This is a genomic window from Mycobacterium simulans, from assembly GCF_900232995.1.
In the GTDB taxonomy this organism is placed as follows: Bacteria; Actinomycetota; Actinomycetes; order Mycobacteriales; family Mycobacteriaceae; genus Mycobacterium; species Mycobacterium simulans.
This window is the reverse complement of sequence record NZ_OCVX01000003.1, coordinates 374,760-389,718: the sequence shown is the minus strand read 5'-3', so window position 1 is coordinate 389,718 and position 14,959 is coordinate 374,760. Positions and strand designations below refer to the sequence as shown.

10 protein-coding genes and 2 pseudogenes are annotated in these 14,959 nt (G+C 62.6%); 6 read left to right on the top strand and 6 right to left on the bottom strand.

Going from position 1 to position 14,959, the window contains the following annotated elements; all coding sequences use genetic code 11:
* Positions 1 to 69 precede the first annotated feature (69 nt).
* Together MSIMFI_RS02520 and MSIMFI_RS02515 are read left to right on the top strand one after the other, a co-directional pair.
* The gene (locus tag MSIMFI_RS02520) at positions 70 to 1,194 is read left to right on the top strand and encodes an SDR family oxidoreductase (protein WP_191495999.1); all 1,125 of its coding nucleotides are present in this window, start codon (positions 70 to 72) and stop codon (positions 1,192 to 1,194) included.
* Positions 1,176 to 2,267 (top strand): lysophospholipid acyltransferase family protein, encoded by a 1,092-nt coding sequence (locus MSIMFI_RS02515; protein ID WP_191495998.1) that lies wholly within the window; start codon positions 1,176 to 1,178, stop codon positions 2,265 to 2,267. Before MSIMFI_RS02520 ends, MSIMFI_RS02515 begins: the two co-directional genes overlap by 19 nt.
* A 3-nt stretch (positions 2,268 to 2,270) precedes the next feature.
* On the opposite strand, the gene cmaA2 is transcribed toward MSIMFI_RS02515, so the two are convergent.
* The 5 genes and pseudogenes from cmaA2 to MSIMFI_RS29505 form a co-directional block, all read right to left on the bottom strand.
* Entirely contained in the window at positions 2,271 to 3,179 is a 909-nt protein-coding gene (gene cmaA2, locus MSIMFI_RS02510; RefSeq protein ID WP_186245553.1) for a cyclopropane mycolic acid synthase CmaA2, read from the bottom strand.
* 10 nt (positions 3,180 to 3,189) lie between these two features.
* Positions 3,190 to 3,702, bottom strand: coding sequence for an FAS1-like dehydratase domain-containing protein (locus MSIMFI_RS02505; RefSeq protein ID WP_191495997.1), 513 nt, complete (start codon positions 3,700 to 3,702; stop codon positions 3,190 to 3,192).
* Positions 3,703 to 3,921: 219 nt separating this feature from the next.
* Positions 3,922 to 4,845 carry an HAD family hydrolase gene (locus MSIMFI_RS02500; protein WP_191495996.1) on the bottom strand — a complete coding sequence of 308 codons (924 nt, stop codon included), beginning with the start codon at positions 4,843 to 4,845 and terminating at the stop codon, positions 3,922 to 3,924.
* Positions 4,846 to 4,954: 109 nt separating this feature from the next.
* The gene (locus MSIMFI_RS02495) at positions 4,955 to 6,277 is read right to left on the bottom strand and encodes an MFS transporter (RefSeq protein ID WP_191495995.1); all 1,323 of its coding nucleotides are present in this window, start codon (positions 6,275 to 6,277) and stop codon (positions 4,955 to 4,957) included.
* 50 nt (positions 6,278 to 6,327) lie between these two features.
* Positions 6,328 to 6,469: pseudogene (locus MSIMFI_RS29505) on the bottom strand (MMPL family transporter); the annotation flags it as partial.
* Between the two features lie 642 nt (positions 6,470 to 7,111).
* On the opposite strand from MSIMFI_RS29505, the gene MSIMFI_RS02485 reads away from it, so the two are divergent.
* The 4 genes from MSIMFI_RS02485 (at position 7,112) to MSIMFI_RS02470 (ending at position 13,101) form a co-directional block, all read left to right on the top strand.
* Positions 7,112 to 8,080: an NAD-dependent epimerase/dehydratase family protein gene (locus MSIMFI_RS02485; protein ID WP_224770042.1), complete on the top strand. Its 969-nt coding sequence runs from the start codon at positions 7,112 to 7,114 to the stop codon at positions 8,078 to 8,080.
* 77 nt (positions 8,081 to 8,157) lie between these two features.
* A complete protein-coding gene (locus MSIMFI_RS02480) occupies positions 8,158 to 9,459 on the top strand; it encodes a UDP-glucose dehydrogenase family protein (protein ID WP_191495994.1) in 1,302 nt (433 codons plus the stop codon).
* A 289-nt stretch (positions 9,460 to 9,748) separates the two neighbouring features.
* Positions 9,749 to 10,192, top strand: coding sequence for an MmpS family transport accessory protein (locus MSIMFI_RS02475; RefSeq protein WP_224770041.1), 444 nt, complete (start codon positions 9,749 to 9,751; stop codon positions 10,190 to 10,192).
* A complete protein-coding gene (locus tag MSIMFI_RS02470; RefSeq protein ID WP_191495993.1) occupies positions 10,189 to 13,101 on the top strand; it encodes an MMPL/RND family transporter in 2,913 nt (970 codons plus the stop codon). The genes MSIMFI_RS02475 and MSIMFI_RS02470 overlap by 4 nt, the downstream gene beginning before the upstream one ends.
* Positions 13,102 to 13,164: 63 nt before the next feature.
* Here the strand turns inward: MSIMFI_RS02470 and MSIMFI_RS28855 are convergent.
* Positions 13,165 to 14,959: pseudogene (locus tag MSIMFI_RS28855) on the bottom strand (PE family protein); the annotation flags it as partial.

Genomic DNA, 14,959 nt, shown 5'->3' with positions numbered 1-14,959 from the left:
AGGCTGAGCCCGCGCGGACCGTCATACCGCCGTAACGCACCTGTTTCTCCCCGCGGCTAGGCTATCGGGGTGGATTCGACCGACAGCCGGGATGGCGGCGCAACAAGCGGCGCCGACAATGTGCATTACCCGAAGGTCGTACTGGTTACTGGCGCGTGCCGGTTTCTGGGGGGCTACCTGACCGCTCGGCTCGCGCAGAACCCTCTGATCAACGGGGTCATCGCGGTCGACGCAATCGCGCCGAGCAAGGACATGCTGCGCCGCATGGGACGGGCCGAGTTTGTTCGTGCCGATATTCGTAATCCGTTTATTGCCAAGGTGATTCGAAACGGCGACGTCGACACGGTGGTGCACGCCGCGGCGGCGTCGTACGCGCCGCGATCCGGGGGCAGTGCGGCGTTGAAGGAACTCAATGTGATGGGCGCGATGCAATTGTTCGCAGCCTGTCAGAAGGCGCCCTCGGTGCGCCGCGTCGTGCTGAAGTCGACCTCTGAGGTTTATGGTTCAAGTCCGCATGATCCGGTGGTCTTCACCGAGGACAGCGTCAGCCGTCGCCCCTTCCGGGAGGGCTTCGCAAAGGACAGCCTCGATATCGAGGGTTACGTGCGTGGGCTGGGACGGCGTCGGCCCGATATCGCGGTGACTATCTTGCGGTTAGCCAACATGATCGGACCGGCGATGGATACCACGCTGTCACGGTATTTAGCTGGGCCTTTAGTGCCGACGATGTTCGGCCGCGATGCGCGTCTGCAGTTGCTGCACGAGCAGGATGCGCTGGGCGCGCTGGAGCGTGCAGCGATGGCCGGCAAGGCTGGCACGTTCAACATCGGGGCCGAAGGCATCATCATGCTGTCGCAGGCGATCCGTCGCGCCGGGCGAATCCCGATACCGGTACCCGGGTTTGGGGTGTGGGCTCTCGATTCGCTGAGACGAGCTAATCGTTATACCGAAATCAATCGGGAACAATTTGATTACTTGAGTTACGGCCGGGTTATGGACACCACCAGAATGCGTTCTGAACTCGGCTTCCACCCCAAGTGGACGACGGCCGAGGCGTTCGACAACTACGTCCGCGGCCGAGGCTTGACTCCCATTATCGACCCGCATCGGGTACGCTCCCTAGAGGGTCGCGCCGTAGCCTTAGCGCAGCGCTGGGGTAGTCGAAAGCCAATTCCATGGGGTGGGGTCAGGTAGATATCGTGGCGGGTGAATCCAGAGCGAATGTCATTCCACTGCACACCAATCGGGGTCGGGTAGCCGCGCGGCGGCGTGCCGGTCAACGAGCCGAGGCGTCCCGTCAGCATCCCTCGTTGCTCTCCGATCCGAACGGTCGGGCATCGGCCGAACAGATTGCCGCTGTCGTTCGTGAAATCGATGAGCACCGGCGCATCGCCGGTGCGACTCCGACATCCGAGGCGCCGCTCAACGACCTAGCGCAGCGTGTCGCTGCGGTTGCCGGATTTCTGCGGCAACGATTGACCGGTGATTACACCGTCGACGAATTCGGGTTCGACCCACACTTCAATAACGCGATCGTTCGGCCTTTGCTGAGGTTCTTCTTCAAATCGTGGTTCCGAGTCGAAGTTAGCGGTATCGAGAACATCCCGAGCGACGGTGCTGCGCTAGTGGTGGCCAATCACGCCGGGGTATTGCCCTTTGACGGGTTGATGCTGTCGATTGCGGTTCACGACGAGCATCCGGCGGAGCGGGATCTGCGGCTACTGGCCGCGGACATGGTGTTCGACCTGCCCGTGATCGGCGAAGCGGCCCGGAAGGCGGGCCACACCATGGCATGCACGACGGACGCACACCGGTTGCTCGCCTTGGGCGAGCTGACGGCGGTGTTCCCGGAGGGCTACAAGGGCCTGGGTAAGCGTTTCGAGGACCGTTACCGGTTGCAGCGGTTTGGTCGCGGCGGCTTCGTTTCGGCGGCACTGCGCACGAAGGCGCCGATTGTGCCGTGTTCGATCATCGGCTCCGAAGAGATCTACCCAATGCTGACCGACGTCAAGCTGCTGGCGCGGCTGTTCGGATTGCCCTACTTTCCGGTCACGCCGCTGTTCCCGCTGGCCGGTCCCGCCGGCTTGGTGCCGCTGCCGTCGAAATGGCGCATTGCGTTTGGTGAGCCGATCTACACCGCGGACTACACATCCAGCGACGCCGAGGATCCGATGGTCACGTTCGAATTGACCGACCAGGTGCGCGAGACGATCCAGCAGACGCTGTATCGCCTATTGGCCGGGCGTCGCAATATCTTCTTGGGCTAGCGGTTACTTCACCAGGGTGAACTGGCAGACGTCGGTGTATTTGTCGCGGAAAAGGTCCGAGCAGCCCCTCAGGTAATGCATGTAGATGTCGTAGATCTCCTGGCCCTGTAGCTCGATGGCTTTCTCTTTGTGCGCTTCCAGCGCGTCGGCCCAGGCATTCAACGTCGGCACGTAGTTGTCGCCGATCCGGTGGTAACGCTCGACCTTGAAGCCGGCGTTGGAGGAGTAGTGGTCGATCTGCGAGATCTTGGGCAGCCGGCCGCCGGGAAAGATCTCGGTCAAGATGAACTTGATGAAGCGCAGCAGGCTCATCGGCGACGTCAGGCCGAGCGCTTCGGCCTCCTCCTTGTCAGGGATGGTGATCGTGTGCAGGAGCATCCTGCCGTCGTCGGGCATCAAGTTGTAGTACTTCTTGAAGAAGGCGTCATAGCGTTCGAACCCTGCATCGCCGGCACCGTCGGCGAAGTGCTCGAACGCGCCCAGCGATACGATGCGGTCCACCGGCTCGTCGAATTGTTCCCAGCCTTGAAGTCGCACCTCTTTGCGACGAGGGCTGTCCATCTCGGCGAACTTCGCCTTGTCGTGGGCGAGCTGGTTTTCGCTCAGCGTCAGGCCGATCACGTTGACGTCGTAATGCTCGACGGCATGCCGCATCGTCGAACCCCAGCCGCAGCCGATGTCGAGCAGCGTCATGCCCGGCTCGAGGTTGAGCTTGTCGAGCGCTAGTTTGCGCTTTGCGAACTGGGCCTCTTCCAGCGTCATGCCGGGACGCTCTTCGAAGTAGGCGCAGCTGTAGGTCATCGAAGGATCGAGGAACAGCTTGAAAAACTCGTTCGATCGGTCGTAATGGGATTGGACTGCTTCGACCGGTGGCTTGAGCTGCGTGCCACCTGTTTCGCCCTGTGACGTCATTAAATTGACCCTACTTTCCGGCTGATATGGACGCAATTGCGGCGACGGTTTCTTCAGCGCCGGCATCTTGGTGGGCGGCCTCTCCCAGCATCGTGACGATGCTGGTGACCACCGGTTTCCCGTCAGCATCTGTGACTTCGCTGCGGATCTCGGCGAGCACCGTGCCGTGGGATTCGATCACCGAGTCTAGATAGGTGTCGAAGTGCAACCTATCTTGGGCCAGGATCGGCCGGTGAAATCGGAACTTCTGGTCGCGATGGAAGACCCTGGCGATGTTGATGGGGATGTTGAACTTGGTAAAAATCTCCAGCTGCACGCGCCGGCCGGCTACCGCCAGGAAGGTCAGCGGTGCCACCAGCTCCTCGTAACCAGCCTCGGCGGCGGCGGCCTCATCGCAGTGCGTCGGGTGGTCGTCCTTTACCGCGAGCGCGAACTCGCGGACCTTCTCGCGTCCGACCTCGAAATAGTCCGGTGCCCGGTAATGGCTGCCGATGATTCCTTGGGCACCTTCGGGAAGTGTCATGCCGCTGCCGCTCTCCGCTCTAATGGTTGCTAGGCCCCATTGCCCGGCTCCTCCTCGCCCCGCTGCGCGGGCCGCATTGTCGTCGGGCTGGGCCCGATCGCCCGGCTCCTCCTCGCCCCGCTGCGCGGGCCGCATTGTCGTCGGGCTGGGCCCGATCGCCCGGCTCCTCCTCGCCCCGCTGCGCGGGCCGCATTGTCGTCGGGCTAACGGCGCAGCTTATCAGCGGGATTGCCGCCGGGATGCCAGAGCCGCCAGCGCGCCCCCGGCGGCGCCCAGGGCCAGGGCCGACGGCACCCCGATCCGCGCGGCCTTGCGAGCCGTTCGGAAGTCGCGGATCTCCCATCCGCGTTCGCGGGCCAAACTGCGCAGGCGGGCGTCGGGGTTGATGGCGACCGCAGTGCCTACCAGCGACAGCATGGGTACGTCGTTGTAGCTGTCTGAGTACGCGGTGCAGCGCTTGAGGTTAAGTCCCTCGCGGATTGCCAGCGACCGCACCGCGTGGGCCTTGCCGGTTCCGTGCAGGATCTCCCCGACGAGCCTGCCGGTGAATACCCCGTCGACCGACTCGGCGACCGTGCCCAGGGCGCCGGTCAGGCCGAGCCGGCGCGCGATGGTCGCTGCAAGCTCATATGGCGTGGCGGTGATCAGCCACACCTGCTGACCGGCATCGAGGTGCATCTGGGTGAGCTCGCGGGTGCCAGACCAGATCTTGTCGGCAATGATCTCGTCGTAGATCTCCTCGCCCAGCGCTATCAGCTGCTCGACCGACCGGCCCTCGATGAACGCCAGCGCCTTGCGCCGACCGGCAGCGACGTCGGCGCTGTTCTCCTTGCCCAGTAGCTGGAACTTGGCCTGGGCATAGATGAATCCGATGACGTCGCGGTAGGTGAAGTAGTCGCGAGCCGCCAGTCCGCGGCCGAAATGCACCGCCGAGGAGCCCTGCACCAGCGTGTTGTCCACATCGAAGAACGCCGCGGCGGTCAGGTCGACCGGCGGCTGTTGTCCACTGTCATCCGGTGCGGCGCGTCTGTCGTCGAGCGCACGTTCGGCGCTGGCGCTGCCGGCCAGCGACTCCAGGTCGACACGGCCGGCGTGGTCCGCGGTGCCCGCATGTCCGGAGAGACCAGAGGGATCCGTAGCCATAACACACCTCCGATATTGCTCTGCCCGGACCCACCGTCGGCATCAACCCTATCCGGCAGATGCATCGAGGTGGTTTATCTGCCAGGGCTCGGTTGACACTCGGTAGCGTCTAGGCTGTCTGCGGTCCGGTCGGCGCGTTCGCGGTTGCGGCGTTGGATGGAAAGCCGGCACGGCTAGGAACCGCGGTCAGCTCGGCGATCGGGGGCCTGACGTAGCTCTCCAACCGGTGCAACCCCGCCACGGCCACCAAGCCCACGAGAACCAGTGTGCCCCAAATGATTTCGTCGGCATTGAAGCGGTGCGCCGCACTCATCAGGGATCCGATCCCAAAATTGCCGACAAGGACTCCGACTCCGATGATGGTGCCGTAAAACCCCTGGTGGGTCGCCAACAGCCGATCATCCGATAGTAAGGCGACGGTCCGCATCTCGAACGGAAACATCACCGCCGAAGCAGCGGCAAGCAAAACCGCGGTGACTAACAAGGCTGTTACTGCGGCCGCGGTGCCGAACCTCTGGCCGTTCGGGACAAGCGCGAGGGGCACCAACGCCACTGTCATCACCGTCGCCCCGACAACCAGGCTGCGTCCGGCTTCGTACCGCGAGGCGAACCAGCTGGTGATGCGCAGCTGGATGGTGATCGTGATCAGGCTCGATAGCGCGAACATTCCTGCTACCAAGAAAGATTGGTTATGTGGCGCCAAGGCGGACGCCTGGATCGGAAGTGCCAAATAGAATTGTGACGACAACACGTAACGCCCAGTCATTGCGGCGGCGAACCACAGAAAATGCCGGTTGCCAACTATCGTCCGCCAGTCCCGCAGGATCGAGCGCTTTTCCGCGCTTACCGGATTCGGATCGGCTGCGTGCTGGGGTAGTGCCGTCAGCTGAGCGACAGTCAGTGCTGCGAAGGCACCCGCGGCACCCAGGATGGCTATTCTGAAATCCAGTGCCAATAGTGCCGATCCAACTAGCGGTCCGAGCAAGATTCCCGCCTGATAGAAGACGTTGAACAACGCAAATGCCTCGACCTTGCGGTCACCTGACTCAGCAGTGAGATAGGCGCGCACCGCAGGACTGAACAGCGCTGAGGCGAAACCCGTTGCAGCCGCAGCAATTAACAAGCTGGGCAGCGACCGCCCGACTACCAGCAACGCAAAACCGCCAGTTTGCATCAAGCACCCGGCCACGATCGGTGGTTTGTAACCAAATCGATCGGCAAGCGTGCCGCCAACGAAGAACATGCCCTGGTGGGAAAAGTGGCGCACGCCTATCACCAGACCCACCGCCCACGCAGCCAGCCCAAGTGGCCCGCTTAGGTAGTCCGCCAGATAGGGCATCAACATGAAGAACCCCATGTTGATGCCGAGCTGGTTGATCATCAGAAGACGACTCGGATAGTTGAAACTACGGAACTGAGCGAATAGCCCCATCAGCAGGCCGCTTCGGTTGGGCTAACCACTTTGGCGGTGCGTGTCCATCGAATTCCGGTAGCTAGACCGGCTCCAGCTTTTTGTGTGAGCCGCGAGATCAGCAACAGGTTGTAGTCGGATACTGTGGCCAGGAGAAGAATCACCGCCCGTGCCGGAACGGTCCGGTACAGCAAAGATGCCGAGGATGTCCTGCCGTCGTTCGGCGGCAGCCCGGCCGCAATTTCGGTATCAGTCTCAAGCATGGCGTACAATTAATGGACCTTCCGCGAAACTCATCTCAGCTTTGTGTGCGAATCACCTATGCGGCGCGCGAACATATATAAGGTCAACGACGCACTCTGGGTTGACCGACATCTACTGATGCCGACAAGAACTCAAGAAAGCCCAAAAATTGGGTCGTCCAACGCCATTTCAGGTTCGGAAGTTAACTAACTTCTGCGGAAGAATACTAGGATATCAACCCTCGCCCAGGGTGTGACTTTGCTTGGATTTTGCTGTATGGCTGGTATTCGATCGTGATGCGCACTTCGGGCCTGGTGGAGGCCGCTGACCGCTCTTGACGGGAGTACCCCGGGAGAGTATATAACTTATGCATCCGTAGATACCCGCACGCGGACACTGCGGCGCCGCAATTCGGGGCGAGGTATCTGGGAACTCGCGCGCTTTCGGCGTGGAAATCAGCGCGCGAACTCGCAGGCTTTTCGTCATAAGGTCGTCGCCGATCGGGGTAACGGCCGGACTCGACGCGATTGACGAGGCTGCGCTATAAGCAGGGACCGGCCCAGCCAGAGGGAAACGGCTCTGCGACCCGATATAGCTGACGAAGGAAGTCGAATGCCGAAAGCTGAATCGATCAATCGGCGTGCCGTAGTGACCGGTGGGGCAGGATTCCTGGGTTCCCATCTTGTGGATGCGCTTGTTCTGGACTCCTGGCAAGTGGTAGTGATTGACGATTTATCGACGGGTTCGCCGCAGAATCTCACGAAACATCTGGGTCGTCCCTATCTCGAGATGATGGTGACCAACGTCTGCTCTGACTGGACGGTGGAAGGTCCCGTCGATCTCATCCTGAACTTCGCGTGTGTGGCGTCGCCTCCGCAGTATCTGAAGCGGCCGATCGAAACGCTGCATACAGGTTCGGTCGGTACCCAGAAGGTAATCGATTTGGCGCTCGAGAAGGGCGCCAGGCTGGTGCACGCCTCCACGAGCGAGGTGTACGGCGACCCGCTTATGCATCCACAGTCGGAGGAGTACTGGGGCAATGTGAACCCGATTGGCCCTCGCAGTGTCTACGACGAGTCGAAACGATACGCGGAGGCGCTGATTGCAGCCCACGTCCGGGCCAACGGGCTGGACGGTGGCATAGTGCGAATCTTCAACACCTACGGCCCCAGGCTGCGGCCTGGCGACGGACGGGTCGTGTCGAATTTTGTATGGCAGGCGCTGTCGAGTGCCTCGTTGACTATCTACGGCGACGGCGAGCAGACCCGGTCTTTCTGCTATGTCGATGACATGACCCAGGGGATTCTGGATTTCGCGCGTCTTTCTGGCGAACTGGGTCCCGTCAATCTCGGCAATCAGGAAGAGACCACCATCGCCGAACTTGCCACGCTGATCTGCGACATCACCGGCATTGGAGCCTCAGTCGTGCACCGGCCGTTGCCGATCGATGATCCGACACAGCGTTGCCCCGAGCTTTCCCGGGCGCGCGAACTCTTGAACTGGAGTCCGGAAATTGGGCTCCGTGAGGGCTTGAGCCGCACTCTTGACTGGTTTCAATCGTCAGTGCGAATTGCGAAGTAATCCGACGATGGTTGGTAACGGTTCAGAGGCGGGCTTCGTGCGCTGGCCATATCAGCAATCCTGCATAGATCAGCATCATGTCTAACGTCAGCGACAAGGTTGTGGTTGTCGGTGCCGGCTATGTGGGTCTCACAACTGCGGCGTGCCTGGCATCGTTGGGTCATACCGTCGATTGCGTCGACATCGACGAGGCGAAAGTCGCCGCGTTAACAACCGGGATGGTGCCGATTGTCGAACAGGGCCTGCCGGAACTGGTTCAACAGGGTGTCTCGTTGGGCCATCTGCGATTCCGGAGCGATCTGGCAGTGGCAATCGCCGACGCTGGATACGTGATCCTGTGCCTGCCGACCCCGCTCGGGGACGACGGTGCCGCGGACCTGTCCGCGGTGTGGGTTGTGGTGCGCGAATTGGGTCCGTTGTTGCCCAGCGGATGTGCCGTTGTGGCCAAATCGACGGTGCCGGTCGGCACGACACGGCGCATCGCGGCGCTGATCGACCGCCCGGATATCGCAGTGGTGAGCAATCCGGAATTCCTGAGCGAAGGCACCGCGGTCTTCGATTTCTTCCACCCGTCCCGGATCGTCATAGGTGCCGACGATTCGCGAGCGGCGGAGCGGGTGCTCGCCCTCTACGACGGGATCAATAGTGACGTCGTAGTCACTGACCCGCCCACCGCGGAGCTGACTAAATACGCGGCCAATTGTTTCCTGGCCTTGAAGCTGTCCTACGCGAATGCGATGGCCGAACTGGCCGAGGTCCTAGACGCCGACGGCGTGGCGGTTCTCGATGCAGTCGGGCGCGACGCGCGGATTGGTGTCGGATACTTCAATCCGGGGCCCGGCTGGGGCGGTTCATGTCTACCCAAGGACACCGCCGCCCTGCGTCACATGGCGCGGTCGGTCGCGATGCCGTTCTCGCTGCTGGATGCGGCGATCGAGACGAATGCCCGGCAATCCCGGTTGGTGGTGGACAAAATACGCGAGGCAGCCGGCGGCGTCCTGACGGGATCCGCGATCGGAGTTCTTGGGCTGACCTTTAAGGCGGGTACCGACGACCTACGAGATTCACCCGCACTCGCCGTTGTCGACGGCTTGGTCGCCGAAGGAGCGGTGGTGCGGGCCTACGATCCCACCGTGGCAACGCCGGCGCCGGGCTGGACGAACGCTCTGACCATAGTCAAGTCGGCCTACGACGCCTGCGAGGATGCGGCGGTGTTGGTTGTACTTACCGAGTGGCCGGAATTCCGGAAATTGGAGTGGTCACGGGTGGCCGCCGGGGGGACACGGCGTGCTGTGGTCGACAGCCGCAACCTGCTAGATCCCGATATCCTCACCGAGGCCGGTTTGCGATGGATCGGGGTCGGACGGTCATGCGAGTGATGGTGCGATCCGCGCCAGAGCAGTACCGGAGCGGGGATCACCTGGGGTGCCGATCGTGCGCGAGCCCGTAACGAGATCTATTCGAATTTCGAAATGGTTAGCGATGCTTACCGCGTCAGCGGTAGCGTCTACGTGCTAGCGCAATAAGACGTCAGGCTAATACGCAAATTGGAGATCTTCGGGAGATACAGGGTCGAGCGATCGGCACGTCCAGCCGATCTCGGCGAGAGGCCGAGCACTGGCTGGCGGAGCCGATCGAGCAGGCAGTTACCGGTGGCGGAACACGAAGGTGAGGATGATTCGGGTTACTGGCATTGTGAAACGAATATGGCTACTGCTGGCCATCGTCGCTGTTACCGTCGTCGCGGGGTCCACTATCTATCGGCTGCACCGAATCTTCGGCGTTCATGAGCAACCCGTAGCCAGGGTCAAGGCCGATGACGATGCCCCACAGTTCAACCCGAAGATCGTGACCTATGAAGTCTTTGGCGCCGCCCCGACGGCAAAGATCTCATTCTTGGACCCGGATGCGAGGGTGAAGAAGCTCGACGGAGTACCCCTTCCGTGGTCCGAAACATTTTCGACGCCGCTTCCCGCGGTCAGTGTCAACCTATTGGCGCAGAGCAACGGCGACGTGCTCAGCTGCCGGATCCTCGTCAACGGTGTCGTCAAGGACGAAAAGACTGAGACCGGACTCAAAGCCCTGACCGTCTGTCAGGTGACAGCCGCATGAGCGAAACCGACGCCGCGCCGCAGTCCGAGCCGCCTCTCCTCCCGCGGATGATCAAACGGTTCGCCGTGCCGATCGTCCTGCTCTGGGTGGGGCTCACCGCCATCCTCAACATCGCTGTACCGCAACTGGAAGTGGTCGGAAAAGCGCATTCGGTATCGATGAGTCCGAAGGATGCCGCATCGATTCAGGCGGTAAGGCATGTTGGCCAGGTTTTCGGTGAGTTTGACTCCGATAATGCTGTGACCATTGTGCTGGAAGGCGAACAGCAACTCGGTGACGATGCTCATCGCTTTTATAGCGACCTGATGAAGCGGCTTTCCGCCGATACCCGGCATGTTGCGCATATCCAAGACTTTTGGGGGGACCCGTTGACGGCGGCGGGCTCGCAAAGCAGCGATGATAAAGCCGCCTATGTCGTGGTCTATCTCGTCGGCGACAATGAAACGGCAGCATACAAGTCGGTAGCCGCGGTGCGGCATATTGTGGACACCACACCGGCACCACGCGGGGTCAAGGCCTATGTCACCGGTCCGACCGCGCTCAATGCGGATCAATCCGAGGCCGGAGATAAAAGCATCGCTAAGGTCACCGCGATTACCAGTTTGGTGATCGCCGTGATGCTGCTCTTCATCTACCGCTCCGTCGTTACCATGATTCTCGTCCTGGTCATGGTCGGAATTGACCTCGGTGCGATCCGTGGAGTCATCGCCTTTCTCTCGTACAACAACATTTTCAATCTTTCAACGTTCGCGACCAACCTGCTCGTGCTGCTGGCCATTGCGGCGAGCACCGACTACGCGATATTCATGCTCGGCCGTTACCACGAAGCGCGCTACGCCGGACAGGATCGGGAAACCGCTTTCTACACGATGTTCCACGGGACCGCCCACGTCATCTTGGGCTCGGGCCTGACCATTGCCGGCGCCATGTATTGCCTCAGCTTCGCCCGGCTGCCCTATTTTCAAACGCTCGGCGCGCCATGCGCTATAGGCATGTTTGTCGCGGTCTTGGCGGCGCTCACGCTCGGTCCGGCTGTGCTCGCGCTCGGCAGCCATTTCAAGCTGTTCGACCCCAAGCGAAGAATGAACACTCGGCGGTGGCGCCGAGTCGGGACGGCGATTGTTCGTTGGCCCGGGCCGGTTTTCGCCATGTCAATCTTGATCGCCCTTATTGGCCTGCTGGCTTTGCCGAGTTACAAGACAACTTACGATCTGCGTAAATTCATGCCGGCTAGCATGCCATCCAATGTCGGGGATGCGGCTGCCGGCCGGCACTTTTCGCAGGCCCGGCTGAACCCCGAGGTGCTGCTGATCGAGTCAGATCGGGACATGCGTAATCCGGTGGACATGCTGATATTGGACAAGGTGGCCAAAGGTATCTTCCACAGCCCCGGCGTCGCGCAAGTCAAAGCGATAACCCGGCCTCTGGGAACGTCCATGAAGCACTCGTCGATACCGTTCGTGATCAGCATGCAGGGCGTCTCGAACAACGAGCAAATGCAATTCATGCGAGACCATGTTGATGACATGCTGGTTGAGATAGACGCGATGAATACAACTATCGCAACGATGCATACCATGTATCGCCTGATGGGCGAGATTATTGACACAACGGTGCACATGGATCATCTGACGCATGACATGTCGAATATCACGGATAACTTAAGAGATCACCTCGCAGATTTTGAGGACTTCTTCCGGCCGATCCGCAGCTATTTCTACTGGGAAAAACATTGCTTCGACATCCCCCTCTGCTGGTCGATAAGGCAGATATTCGACATGTTCGATAGTGTCGACCAGTTGAGCGAGAAGCTTGAATATCTCGTCCAAAATCTGGATATTCTCGTTACGCTATTGCCTCAAGTACGTGCGCAGATTCCGATCATGATACACACGATGGAGATCATGCGGGACCAGGTCAAGGTGTGGCACAGCACACTCTCGTCGTTGTATAAGGCGTCCGACTCGAATAATAGTGACCCTGGCGCAATGGGCCGGGTGTTTGACGCCGCCCAGATCGACGATTCGTTCTATTTGCCACAGTCGGCTTTCGAGAACCCCGATTTCAAACGTGGCCTGAAAATGTTCCTCTCCCCGGATGGCAAGGCAGCCCGCTTTATCATCGCCCTCGAAGGAGATCCGGCGTCTCAGACGGGCATATCCCGCGTCGAGCCGATCAAACAGGCGGCAAGGGAGGCCATAAAGGGAACACCCTTGCAGGGAGCCGCCATCTATATGGGTGGCACCGCCGCCACATTCAAGGACATTCAACAGGGCGCTGTATACGACCTGCTGATCGCGGGCATAGCTGCGATCAGTTTGATTTTGATCATCATGATGATCATCACCCGAAGTATCGTCGCCGCGGTGGTCATTGTGGGGACCGTGTTGCTTTCAATGGGCGCTTCTTTCGGGCTTTCTGTGCTGGTCTGGGAGGACATTCTCGGCATCGAGTTGTACTGGATGGTGTTGGCGATGTCGGTCATCCTGCTCTTGGCGGTGGGATCCGACTACAACTTGTTGCTGGTGTCCCGGCTCAAAGAGGAAATTGGCGCCGGTTTGAATACGGGAATCATCCGGGCCATGGCGGGCACCGGGGGAGTAGTAACAGCCGCCGGCATGGTGTTCGCCGTCACCATGTCCCTCTTTGTGTTCAGCGACTTGCGGATTATTGGTCAGATCGGTACGACCATCGGCCTTGGCTTGCTGTTCGACACCCTGATCGTGCGCTCGTTCATGACGCCGTCGATCGCCGCGTTGCTCGGACGCTGGTTCTGGTGGCCGCAACGGGTGCGTCCGCGCCCAGCGAGCCGGATGCTTCGCTCCGCCGGACCACGCCGTTTGGTTCGTGCCCTGTTGTTGCCGCCCGCTAACGGTAAATCGCCGGCTTCGCGAGTCGATCTGGTGTGAATCCCGACGTGCACGCTCACCGAAGGACCTGAGTTCGTCCTCGATCTCGAGGCCGGGGACTCGTCATGGTGTTCCGCCGGCTCCGGGTACGCCGTCAGTACCGCCCGGTCCACCCGTTCCCGCCAAGCCGGCGGCGCCGCCGCTGGCCAGAGCAGGTGAGCCGACGTGGTTGCCGTTGCCGCCGTTGCCGCCGTCGCCGCCGTTGCTGAAGGGTTCCGAACCGCTGCCGCCGCTGCCCCCGTCGCCGCCGGTCGCGGTCGACGCAGAGGCGGCGTTCTCGATAGACGCGAAGCCGCCGTCCCCGCCCTTGCCGCCTGTGCCGCCAGCGGTGCCAGGGGCGCCGCCATCGCCGCCATCGCCAGCGGTAGTGCTTCCGGCTCCGTAGTTCACCGCCGTACCGCCAATGCCGCCGTTGCCACCGCTGGGCCCGGCCCCACCAGCGCCACCGTTGCCGCCGACGACCTCAGCCGTCGAGCCCTCGTTGAGGACGGTCGCGCTGCCGCCGACACCACCTTCGCCGCCGATGCCGCTGGTAGCGGTGCCGCCCTTGCCGCCATCGCCGCCAAACGTGCGTCCGGCTCCTTCGTTGTACGCCGTACCGCCGGCGCCTCCGGCCCCGCCGTCTGTGCCGCTGCCACCGGCCCCGCCGAACCCGCCGGCCCCGGTAGCGGTAGCGGCGCTGCCGCCGCCGGTGTCCGTACGGCTTTCCGCGAAGCCGCCGTCGCCGCCGTCCCCGCCTGCACCGGCGCTGCCCGAACCGCCAGCTCCGCCAACGCCACCGATAGCGTCGCCGGTTCCGAAGTTCACGGTCGAACCTCCGGTCCCGCCGGACCCGCCAATTGTTCCGTCGCCGCCCTGGCCGCCGACGCCTCCCGTAGTGGTACCCGTAGCTGTGCCCTGATCGACCACCCCGACGCCGCCGGTGCCGCCGCCCCCGCCGGTCCCATTGCTGCCCGTGCCGCCTGCTCCGCCGGCGCCGCCGGTAGCGCTTCCGGTTCCGTCTCCGAAGAAGTTGAACGCAAACGCCGCACCGCCATCGCCGCCGGCGCCGCCTCCGGCCTCGCCGCCGCCGCCGGCCCCACCGGTGCCGCCGAACGCGTTCCCGGCTGCCACGGTCTGCGCGTCGCCTCCGCGGCCGCCCTCTCCGCCGATACCCGCGGTGCCGCCGGTGCCGCCTGCACCGCCGGCGCCGCCGAAGGCGTCGGGCGTCCCGGCCTTGCCGGCGACCACCGCGGCACCGCCGCGGCCGCCATCACCGCCGTCGGCCGTGGTGGCGCTGCCTCCTGCCGCGCCGAGGCCTCCGGTGGCCGTTCCGGTTCCTTGGTTGAACGCATCACCGCCCCGACCGCCGTGCCCGCCGGCCGCGCCGTCGCCGCCGAGCCCGCCGTCGCCGCCGATGGCGCTTCCCGTTCCCTTGGTGATGCCAACACCGCCGACGCCGCCCTCCCCGCCGATGCCGGTGGTGCCGGTGCCGCCTGCTCCGCCGGCCGCACCAGCGGCGTCAGCCGTCGAGTTCAGGTTCTCGATGATCGCCGTCCCACCAATTCCACCGCGACCGCCGTCCACGTCGCCGGCGCCGCCAGCGCCGCCCGTACCGGCGGCGAGATTTCCGAGTCCGGAGTGTTTGACGCTCCCACCAGCCCCGCCGTTACCGCCGGTGGTGCCAGCACCACCGGCCCCACCCTGTCCGCCGGTGGCAGTAGCCAGCGAATCGCTGTTCGAGATACTCGCGAGCCCGCCATCTCCGCCGACCCCGCCGACCCCGGTGGCACCACCGCTGGTGCCGTCCGCGCCGGCCCCACCGATGGCGTTCCCGGTGCCATGGTTGCGCGCCTCACCGCCGCCACCACCGGCCCCG